Genomic DNA, 10102 nt, shown 5'->3' with positions numbered 1-10102 from the left:
CAAACACGTCAGGAACGGGATGCTGTCGCCCGTCGAGTTCGAGAAGCAGCAGAAAATCTAACCCGAGGGTGTCTACGAAACTCGGGGCTATTCACAATGAGGGCAAGCCGCTTGAATTGAAGTTCAAGTCCGACAAGGTCAACAGCGTCTCAGCCGTAAACGGCGTGGGCAAAACATCCGTATATGATGCCATCCGGTATGCGATATTCGGGCGGCTGCCGTGGTTGGAAGAACTCCCTCCGGGCGATCGTGACGGCGAGTACTACCTCAACAGATTCCATCCTGCCCAGACAGCGACTATCAAGCTCTCGCTGCGCGAAATGGTGACTAACCAATCCTGTGAAATCGAGGTCAAGCGGGGTAGCTCGGGAACTCGAACGGTATCCGCATCCGGCACTTGGGATGGCAACGCCATCCTCCAGTCCCTCAATCGTGAGTTCGTGCTGCTCGACGGGCCGACCTTCCAAAATTTCATCGCGGCCAAACCCCAGGCGCGGGGCCGCACGTTCGCGGGTCTGCTCGGGCTCTCAGATTATAGCAGGATGCGCCAAGCCCTTGCGGCACTGGCAAATACGCGGGCGTTCAACAACCACTTCGGCGCGCAGGCCCATACACAAGCCCAAGCCCACGCGCAGAAAGGCGTCAATGACGCGAGGGATGCCCTGAAACGCGACCACCTGATCCTAACGGGCGCCGAATGGGGCACGATGCCGCTCGCCGATGGCCTCGCCAAGTGTTTCTCGGCACTGGAGCAGATCGGCCCGCTGACGGCACTCTGCGCAGGCAAGACGTTCCGTGAGATCGACGTGGACGCGTGTATCGAAGCCGTCAAGGCTGCCGAGGGCGGCCCGCAACGGGAGCGCCTCGGGGAATGTGTCCGGCTCCGGCAGGAACTGGTCACGCTGAACGTGCAGGCGCCCGATGCCGAGCGCACCAACCAGCTGGCGAATGTCGCGAAGAACCGCGAGGAGGCCGTCGCCAAGACGGCCGGCGATGTCATCCTCCAGCTCTATCAGGCAGGAGCCAAGGCTCTTGAGCTGCCTGAATGGGCGAACGCTGGTATATGCCCGCTGTGCGACAGTGCAGTTGCCCATGACCTTCACAGCCATGTCGGCACCAAGCTCTCCGCATTCACCGCACTCGACGAAGCGACGCAGGCGGCCGGCCTCGAATGGAACGAGGCGGGCTGGGCTGACCTGACAGGACTTGAGAAGCTGTTAGAACCCGATGCCACCAAGCGCCCGATCGCTGCCCTGTCGGATACGGCGCACAAGGGGGTGCTTACCGAGGCGCAGGCCAAGGACCTTGCCGTCTGGCTGGGGACGTTGCGCGAGCGCGCGGGCGCCCGGGATACGGCGCTGGAGAAAGAGCAGCGTGAGCTGGAGAAGATCCTTCCTCAGTCTTCAGTTGAGGTGACTAAGAAGGTTGAGGCGGCCCGCCGGATGCAAGAGAGCCTCGGCAAACTCGACGCCGCACAGACTGACCTTGACCGAGAGAAGGCTCGCGTCGGCCGCGTGTCGCGTTTGAAGACATTTCTGGACCGGGCCTCGGAAGATTTCGGGGTGGCAGAGGCGGCAATCAGCAAGGCCCGTCTGGCCGCCGTGGAACCCGTGTTCAAGACCAACTTCGCGGAGATGTCATTTTTCGGTGTCACGCCGGAGGTCGTCAAACGGGCCAACAGCGAGGATCTTCAGATCCGCTTGCAGGAGTTCCACGGGCTGGCCGACCTGTCACCCCAGGCGCTGTTGTCTGAAAGCTACCGCAATGCCTTCGCCATCGCGCTCTATCTTGCCGCCGCGTCACTGTACGGAGGGATGCCCAAGTTTATCGTGCTCGATGATGTGACCTCCAGCTTTGATGCGGGCCACCAGCTCTATCTCGTGGAATTACTCCGGAAGAGCTTTGCCCGGCCGGCCAACCCGGACGGGCTGCAGGTGATCCTCTTGAGCCACGACACCATGTTGGAAAAGCTCTTCAATAAGCACACTGGCTCCGGCGTCTGGTGGCACCAGCGGCTCGAAGGCAACCCTCAGTTCGCGGTGCTGCCGCAAGCCGGCGCGGTAAACAAGGTGCGTGATCTTACAATTTCAATGCTCCAGGCCGGACAGGCTGACTTCGCCAAGGAGGGAGTCCGACAGTATCTCGAATACCGGCTGAGCGATCTCATCAGCAAGCTGCGCATCCCCGTACCTGTGGACGTCGCCTTCAATGACAACAAGCAGCTGGCGGGGGAATTCCTCGGTGCGATCGACGCCGCCGTGAAACTCCACAAGGCGGGGGGATCCCTCATTCTCGAACCCGCTCAGGAGGCAGGCTTGAACGCCAATATGGCGACGATCGTTGGAAACTTCACCAGTCACTGGGGAACGGGCCAGGCTCTGGCCTTCACAGCGCCGGCGTTGCTCGGCGTCATGAACGCGATCGACCAGTATTGCGACTGCTTTACTTTCGTCCCAAATCCCGGTGATCCTCGGAAATTCTACAAATCTCTTAGCCAGAGGCTGTGACGAGGATCATAGCGTCTAGTACTGGCCGTCAAACAGGTCGCCCAGCGCTCGCGTCGTGAGAAAGGCCAGTCTTCGGCGCCACATATGCTCGGGCCGGTCATGGATGATATGGTACCGCTGGCAGAACGCCCGGAAATTCCGCTGGTCATTATGACCGGGTTGTCGTCAAGATGTCAATCGGCTTGGTAACGGGACCCCGTATCGGCTCCCAAGAGGGACCCCTGCCTCTGGTTGCATAGGGTCAGCGCGCGTGGGCCTGGAGCTTTCAATCTAGCGCAAGGCCTGCGGGCGCGGATTGGTTGCCTCTTCGGCTTTAGCTTTGAGAGCGGTTTTTGAAGCGCCAGGATTCGTTTCCGGTTTCTACGATCTCACAGTGGTGTGTGAGCCTGTCGAGCAGAGCGGCAGTCATCTTTGCGTCTCCGAACACGGCCGGCCACTCGCCGAAGGCCAGGTTGGTGGTGACGATGATCGATGTTCGCTCGTAGAGCCTGCTGATCAGATGGAATAGAAGCTGGCCGCCGGCTTGAGCGAATGGGAGATAGCCCAGTTCGTCCATGATGACGAAGTCGAGCCTGGTGATGAAGTCGGCAAGCCGCCCCTGCTTTCCGCTCCGCGCCTCTGTCTCCAGCCGGTTGACGAGATCAACGACATTGAAGAACCGGCCCCGTGCTCCATTGCGGATCAGCGCACGGGCAAGCGCGATGGACAGGTGGGACTTTCCTGTGCCGGTCCCGCCGACCAGAACGATGTTGTGCTGCTCGGCGAGGAATTCTCCGGTTGCGAGCTGGCGTACCAGCCCTTCATTCACGGGCGTGTTGGTGAAGTCGAAGTCGTTGATATCCTTGGCCAGTGGCAATTTGGCGAGGGTGATCTGGTATTTGATCGACCGTGCTTGCTTCTCGGCAATCTCCGACTGCAACAGGTCTCCGACGATGCGCGGCGGTTCGTGCTGGCGCTTGATGCCGGAGGCCATTGTCTCGTCGTAGGCGCTGCGCATGCCGAACAGCTTCAGCGTACCCATCATGTCGAGGATTTGGGATCGTTCCATATCAGCTTGCCTTCCTGAGGCTGTCGTAACGTGCGCAATCGGCCAAAGGCTCATGGGTCAGGCGAAGCGCATCGGGAATTGAAAGAATGGCGGCCGGCTGCGGATCACGCTTGCGGGCCAGAATGTTGATGATGACGGCTGATGAGAACACGCCCTGATCCAGCGCCTCCTGGCAGGCCGCTTCGACGGTGGGAAGCCCGTCGAGTTCGACACATTCCAGGATTGACACCATTTGTCGGTCGCCATCATGCACCGCCTTCAACCGACGGCGGACCTTCTCCATGGCGGCGGGCAAAATCCAGTCATGGAAAGGCGCACCGTTGCGCAGCGCGCCGGGCTTGCGGGTCAGGACCGGAACATAATGCCATGGATTGTAGATCGTCTCGCCACGGCCGAAGTTGCGGTCATGGCGGCCGATCTCGACGCCGTCCTGACGGATAATGATGCGATCGGCATAGGCCTGTATCTCGGCCGGGCGACCAACCGCGGTGGACAGAACCGAGTATTTGTTGTTGTCGAAACGCACGAGGCAAGTCTTGCCGATCGAGGCCTGCACCGCATGGAACCCGTCGAACGTGCCGGGATATCCGATCAGGTGCGGCCGCTCATCCGCGCCGCCTATGACCGGGGCGTCACGTTCTTTGATTCCGCCGAAGCCTACGGCGCTGCGAACGAGGAGATGGTCGGCGAAGCCGTCCAGCCGTTCCGCGACAAGATCGTCGTCGCCACAAAGTTCGGTTTCAGGAACGGCAGCCCCAAGGATGGCCTCGACAGCAGCCCGGCCCGTATCCGTCTCGTCGCGGAGCAGTCCCTCAAGCGGCTCCGCACCGACGTCATTGACCTGTTCTACCAGCACCGCGTCGATCCGAACGTGCCGATCGAGGACGTCGCCGGAACGGTCAAGGATCTCATCGCAGAGGGCAAGGTCAAGCACTTCGGGATGTCGGAAGCAGGTGTGGAGATGATCACTCGCGCGCACGCCGTCCAACCACTGACCGCTCTCCAGAGCGAATATTCGCTTTGGACCCGCGAACCCGAAGAGGCGATCATCCCGCTCCTCGATAGGCTCGGCATCGGCTTCGTGCCGTTCTCGCCGCTCGGCAAGGGCTTCCTGACGGGCGCTATTAGCGAAGGTACGTCGTTCCCCGAGGGCGACATCCGCAATACGCTTCCGCGCTTCGAGGCCGACGCCCGCACAGCCAACCAGGCGCTGGTGAACGTGGTGGGCGAGATTGCGGACGGTCGCAAGGCAACCCGCGCCCAGGTCGCCATCGCTTGGCTCCTGGCGCAGAAGCCATGGATCGTTCCGATCCCCGGCACCACGAAGCTGCATCGTCTGGAGGAAAATGCCGGATCGGCGGCCGTCGAGCTGACCGCCGAGGACCTCTCCAGGATCAAGGAGGCGCTGTCCAAGATCAAGGTGGTGGGCTCCCGTTATAACGCCGCCCAGCAGGCGACGATCAACCGTTAAGCATTCTCGCGTTTCACCCAACCCGGACATCGAACTCGCGCGCCGCATGACAGGGCGCGCGGCGACGGCCCCACACGCCACCAAGGAACATCGTCATGGAAATGCAGTCACTAAAGGGCCGCGTCGCCCTGATCACCGGAGGAAGCACCGGGCTCGGGTTTGGTGCGGCGAAGAAGCTGATCGAGGAAGGCGCTATCGTCTACATAACGGGCCGCCGCCAGGCGGAGCTGGATCGGGCCGTAGGCGAACTCGGCTCGTCGGCCTCGGCGATCCGGGCAGACGCCGCCAGTAAGGCCGACATGCTGCGGGTGGCCGACACCATCAAGGGCGCCCACGGCCGGCTCGACATTCTTTTCGCCAACGCCGGCGGCGGACACGCGACGCCGCTGGAGGAACTCACTGAGGAACAGATCGACCGGGAGCTGAGCGTCAACATCAAGGGCGTCGTCCTCACGGTCCAGAGCCTTCTCCCGGTGCTCCGCGACGGCGCGTCGGTTGTCCTCAACGCCTCGATCACGGCCGACATGGGCCTACCCGGTTTCGCCGTCTACGCCTCGACTAAGGCAGCGGTCCGCTCGCTCGCACGAAGCTGGACCACCGATCTCAAGCATCGCAGGATTCGCGTCAACACGATCAGTCCCGGCGTGGTGCCGACCGAAGGTTACAGTCACGTCCAGAAACTCAGTGACGACGATATCGCCGCGTATGCCACCCGCGTTGCGACGGAAATCCCGGCCGGCCGCGTCGGTACTGCCGAGGACATCGCCGGGGCCCTCGTTTTCCTAGCGTCCGACTCCAGCAAGTACATCACGGGGATCGATCTCGTCGTCGACGGTGGCATGACGCGCGTCTACGCAGGCAGGAACTGATCATGGCCGCGGACAAATCCGAAGAGCGCCACATCATCTGCGAACTCCGGTGCGAGAGCGCCAACCGCGAACGGGTCAGGGAATTGATCCTCATGTTCGTGGAGCCGGCCCGCATGGAGGAGGGATGCATCTACTACGACCTTCACCAGAAGATCGACGACTCCAACACGTTCTTCATTCTCGACGGATGGACGAACCAGGACGCCGTGGACGCTCACGCCGCCAATCCGCATGTCGCCGAGGTCATGAAAGACCTCGGTCCGCTCCTGACGTTCGGCCCTTCGATCACCCTGAACAGACGGGTCAGCGCCTGAACGACTGACCGAACCAAAGCGATCAGCCTAGGGCGCGCCGCAGCCCTATCTATCGTGGGACTGAACAACGGCACGAAGGCACCGGCACGCGGCCTCGGTGTCGCTCGGTCGAAGCAGTAACAGGCCGCCTTCGTTGTAGTCGCCGTTCAGAACGACGGGTACCTCATTCACAGCCTCACAGCTAGATTCCAAAGATTCGAGGAAGAACAGCATGCACACTACCGAACCTACACGACGGTCTCTTCTCCTTTCCGGAATCACAGTTGCCATCGGCGCGCTCGCACCTCGTAATAGGGCAGAAGCGTCACCGAGAATTTCTCCGAACATCTCGCTCGAACCGGTAAGCACCCGTCCCCAGCCACAGGGAGAAATCTACGGAGTCGGTGTGTACAACACGCAGGAGGTTGCTGACGAGCTCGTTCGCATCGACCGGAATGTCCGGCCACTTGAGGGCGAGCCGAAGCGCGCACTCATTACCGGCTCAACCGCCGGCGCCGGCCAGCTTGTCGCCGCCTACCTTTTGAAGCGCGGCCACACGGTCGTCGCCCACGCCCGCGATGCCCAACGCGCCGCCGACGTTCGACGCGACCTGCCGCAGCTTGCGGAGGTTGTAATCGGCGATCTCCGTCATCTCGACCAGACCCGAGCACTTGTGGAGCAGATCAATGCCCTCGGAGAGTTCGACGTAATCATCCATAACGCCGCCGAGTACCGCTCGTCCGGCCCCGAGCTCCTCAATGCCAACTCGCTGTCGCCGTACCTCCTCACCGCGCTCGTCACACCGCCCAAGCAGCTGTCATATCTTTCTTCTAACCAACACCTCGACGGCGGCCTCAGTCTCGAGGAGGTCCGTTCTGGCGGCGGCATCAGCTACCCGGACAGCAAGCTGCACATGGCTATGATCGCGATGGCCGTCGCCCGACTCCGGCCCAAGTGTCGGGCCAATGCGGTCAATCCCGGCTGGATTCCCACGTGGATGGCCCTCCTAGACGGGCCGTACAGCCGGGACGACCTGCGCGCCGGTTACATGACTCAGGTGTGGCTAGCCGAAGGCGTCGAACCCGGTAGTGACATTACCGGCGAGTACCTCTTCCACCAGCAACTTGAGACCCGCATCAATGATCTCGTGCACGACGAAAGCGCTCAGGATCAGTTGCTCGCGGCCTACGCTGAGCAGTCCGGAGTGACATTGACCTGACTTACGGCATCCTGAGGCTGTGTGACTTTCAGTACGGTTCAGTTGAGAACGCTTGATCAATAGGGGCGTCAGTAACCCGGTGCCGGCAGACGCAGGCCGCCAATCCAGAATTCATAGAGATGATAGTTCCACCGGTTGAATGCGGCCTGGATCCCGAGATGAAGGTGCTCCAGGTGCCAATGGGCCGGCAGGATAAGACGGCGCCAGCTGTCCGGCTCGATCTCATCGATGGAAACTTTGACCTGTACAGCGTTTGCTTCAAACATTGCCTAGTGAACGAGGTTTATGGAAGATTGCTGAAAGTAGCCCCGAAATATGCCCCGCTTCAAGCTCCTGGTGTTCACGACGATAGAAAGCTCGCGACATCGGCATCAGTCAATGATGATCCCGCTTGACTCCGTCCGCTTAAGCCAGGAGTCTGCGATGAAACCACACGGACGGAGTTAAGGCATGGTTCAGTCGATCGTCGAGTTGCGGAATGTCGTCGGCACGGAAGCCGCAGTGGGTTGGGCCGGAGGCCATACCATCGTGATCGATAGGCCGGAGGGCAAGGCCGGTGGTTCGGGCCTCGGCTTCAACGGCGGGCAGTTACTCGCTTTGGCGGTCGGCGGTTGCTACTGTAACGACCTCCGATATGTTGCCCATGATCTCGGCGTTGAGATTGGGAGAGATAGCCGTAACGGTACAGCTGGAGCTGGACGGCGTGCCTCTTGTCGCCACCAACGCCGTCCTATCCGTGAGATGCACGACATTGGATGGTTCCGATCCAAAGATATTGATCGATCATGCGTGGTCGATCTACACGGTAGCGAATTCTCTCAATCGTGGCGTCCCCACGACGCTGAAGGTCGCCTGATTGCCGGAGTGCAGCGATCCGTTGCGCGAAGGCGCGGATCCTCGATTGAAGGTCGCCAATAGCGGGACAGGCCCCTTGACGAAGCGGTTGCTGAGCTCTCAAACGGCGTTATTCTTGTAGCCGCGGCGAGCGGGGAAAAGCTCTTTAGATGTGGCCCGCCCCGGCGGATGGGGCGGGCCACGCTCATCTAATTAGAAGTCCATGCCGGCGCCAGCGGGCAGGGCCGGCGCGGCGTCCTTCTTCGGCTTCTCTGCGATCATCGCTTCTGTCGTGACCAGCAGGCCGGCGACCGAGGCTGCATCCTGCAGTGCAGTGCGAACGACCTTTGCCGGGTCAATGACGCCCTGAGCGTAGAGATCACCATACTCACCAGTCTGGGCGTTCCAGCCGAAGGAAAGGTCAGTCTTTTCGCGCAGCTTGCCGACGATGATCGAGCCTTCGGCTCCGGCATTTTCGGCGATCTGCCGCACAGGCGCTTCGATCGCCCGGCGGACAATGTCGATGCCAACCCGCTGATCGTCGTTGGCAGTCGGGAGACCATCCAGGGCCTTGACCGCACGTAGCAAGGCAACACCGCCGCCCGGCAGGATTCCTTCTTCGACGGCTGCGCGGGTTGCATGAAGCGCGTCATCGACGCGGTCCTTCTTCTCTTTCACCTCGATTTCGGTCGATCCGCCGACACGAATGACAGCAACGCCGCCGGCGAGCTTGGCAAGACGTTCCTGCAGCTTCTCACGGTCGTAGTCTGAGGTGGTCTCCTCGATCTGGGCGCGGATCTGCGCGACGCGACCATCGATCTCGCCCTTGGAGCCGACACCATCGATGATGGTGGTGTTTTCTTTCTCGATCGCTACCTTCTTGGCGCGACCCAGCATGTTCAGCGTGACGTTCTCCAGCTTGATGCCAACGTCTTCGGAAATGACCGTGCCACCCGTAAGGACAGCGATGTCTTCCAGCATGGCCTTGCGGCGATCGCCGAAGCCCGGGGCCTTGACGGCCGCGATCTTCAGGCCGCCACGCAGCTTGTTGACGACGAGTGTCGCGAGCGCCTCGCCTTCCACGTCCTCGGCGATTATCAGCAGAGGTTTGCCGGACTTCACCACGGCTTCCAGCACCGGCAGCATCGCCTGGAGGTTGGAGAGCTTCTTCTCGTGGATGAGGATGTAGGGCTCTTCGAGCTCGACCCGCATCTTGTCCTGATTGGTCACGAAGTAGGGGCTGAGATAGCCGCGGTCGAACTGCATGCCTTCGACGACTTCCAGCTCTGTCTCGGCGGTCTTAGCTTCCTCGACGGTGATGACGCCTTCGTTGCCGACCTTTTCCATGGCTTCGGCAAGATACTTACCGATCTCCTTGTCGCCGTTGGCCGAGATGGTACCGACCTGCGCGATTTCGGAATTGCTGGTGATCTTGCGAGCGTTCGCCTTCAGTTCCTTGACCACCGCGTCAACAGCGATGTCGATCCCACGCTTCAGGTCCATCGGGTTCATGCCCGACGCAACCGCCTTGGCGCCTTCCTTGACGATCGCCTGGGCAAGGACCGTCGCGGTGGTGGTGCCATCGCCGGCGAGATCGTTGGTCTTCGACGCCACCTCGCGCAGCATCTGGGCGCCCATGTTTTCGAACTTATCTTCCAGTTCGATTTCCTTGGCGACCGAGACACCGTCCTTGGTGATGCGGGGCGCGCCGAAGGACTTGTCGATCACGACGTTGCGGCCTTTCGGGCCGAGTGTAACTTTCACCGCGTTAGCGAGAACGTCGACCCCACGCAGCATGCGTTCGCGGGCATCGGTGTTGAATTTGACTTCTTTTGCAGCCATTTGTTCACTCCTTCAATAG

At 61.1% G+C, this 10102-nt stretch carries 6 protein-coding genes and 4 pseudogenes; 6 read left to right on the top strand and 4 right to left on the bottom strand.

All coding sequences use genetic code 11. The features are described 5' to 3' along the window. The first annotated feature begins 68 nt into the window (after positions 1–68). Positions 69–2507: an AAA family ATPase gene (locus J2Y63_RS32990; protein ID WP_435269499.1), complete on the top strand. Its 2439-nt coding sequence runs from the start codon at positions 69–71 to the stop codon at positions 2505–2507. Between the two features lie 313 nt (positions 2508–2820). Here J2Y63_RS32990 and istB read toward each other — a convergent pair whose 3' ends face one another. Further along, entirely contained in the window at positions 2821–3555 is a 735-nt protein-coding gene (gene istB / locus J2Y63_RS32985; protein WP_435269498.1) for an IS21-like element helper ATPase IstB, read from the bottom strand. Position 3556: 1 nt separating this feature from the next. Then, positions 3557–4162, bottom strand: a pseudogene (locus tag J2Y63_RS32980) (Mu transposase domain-containing protein); the annotation flags it as partial. Between J2Y63_RS32980 and J2Y63_RS32975 the strand changes: the two are divergent. From J2Y63_RS32975 to J2Y63_RS32960, 4 genes and pseudogenes are all read left to right on the top strand, one after another. Further along, positions 4160–5026, top strand: a pseudogene (locus J2Y63_RS32975) (aldo/keto reductase); the annotation flags it as partial. The pseudogenes J2Y63_RS32980 and J2Y63_RS32975 sit on opposite strands and share 3 nt — an antisense overlap. A 95-nt stretch (positions 5027–5121) precedes the next feature. Further along, positions 5122–5895 carry an SDR family oxidoreductase gene (locus J2Y63_RS32970; RefSeq protein ID WP_435269497.1) on the top strand — a complete coding sequence of 258 codons (774 nt, stop codon included), beginning with the start codon at positions 5122–5124 and terminating at the stop codon, positions 5893–5895. A gap of 2 nt (positions 5896–5897) precedes the next feature. After that, positions 5898–6209 carry a putative quinol monooxygenase gene (locus J2Y63_RS32965; RefSeq protein ID WP_435269496.1) on the top strand — a complete coding sequence of 104 codons (312 nt, stop codon included), beginning with the start codon at positions 5898–5900 and terminating at the stop codon, positions 6207–6209. A 385-nt stretch (positions 6210–6594) separates the two neighbouring features. Continuing rightward, entirely contained in the window at positions 6595–7407 is an 813-nt protein-coding gene (locus tag J2Y63_RS32960) for an SDR family NAD(P)-dependent oxidoreductase (RefSeq protein ID WP_435269495.1), read from the top strand. An 89-nt stretch (positions 7408–7496) separates the two neighbouring features. Here J2Y63_RS32960 and J2Y63_RS32955 read toward each other — a convergent pair. Beyond that, positions 7497–7673: pseudogene (locus J2Y63_RS32955) on the bottom strand (IS1096 element passenger TnpR family protein); the annotation flags it as partial. A gap of 184 nt (positions 7674–7857) precedes the next feature. Here J2Y63_RS32955 and J2Y63_RS32950 point away from each other — a divergent pair. Continuing rightward, positions 7858–8263, top strand: a pseudogene (locus tag J2Y63_RS32950) (OsmC family protein). Positions 8264–8454: 191 nt separating this feature from the next. On the opposite strand, the gene groL reads toward J2Y63_RS32950, so the two are convergent. Then, positions 8455–10083: a chaperonin GroEL gene (gene groL / locus J2Y63_RS32945; RefSeq protein WP_435269494.1), complete on the bottom strand. Its 1629-nt coding sequence runs from the start codon at positions 10081–10083 to the stop codon at positions 8455–8457. Between the last annotated feature and the right edge of the window lie 19 nt (positions 10084–10102).

It is taken from the genome of Shinella sp. BE166 (genome assembly GCF_051201095.1).
Taxonomy (GTDB): domain Bacteria; phylum Pseudomonadota; class Alphaproteobacteria; order Rhizobiales; family Rhizobiaceae; genus Shinella; species Shinella lacus.
The sequence above is the reverse complement of the archived record's forward strand: the minus strand, read 5'-3'. Positions and strand labels throughout refer to the sequence as shown.

Excerpts from the sequence above, each read along its gene's own strand:
- istB (WP_435269498.1), bottom strand. The coding sequence starts at position 3,555 with ATGGAACGATCCCAAATCCTCGACATGATGGGTACGCTGAAGCTGTTC.
- J2Y63_RS32970 (WP_435269497.1), top strand. The coding sequence starts at position 5,122 with ATGGAAATGCAGTCACTAAAGGGCCGCGTCGCCCTGATCACCGGAGGA.
- J2Y63_RS32965 (WP_435269496.1), top strand. The coding sequence starts at position 5,898 with ATGGCCGCGGACAAATCCGAAGAGCGCCACATCATCTGCGAACTCCGG.
- groL (WP_435269494.1), bottom strand. The coding sequence starts at position 10,083 with ATGGCTGCAAAAGAAGTCAAATTCAACACCGATGCCCGCGAACGCATG.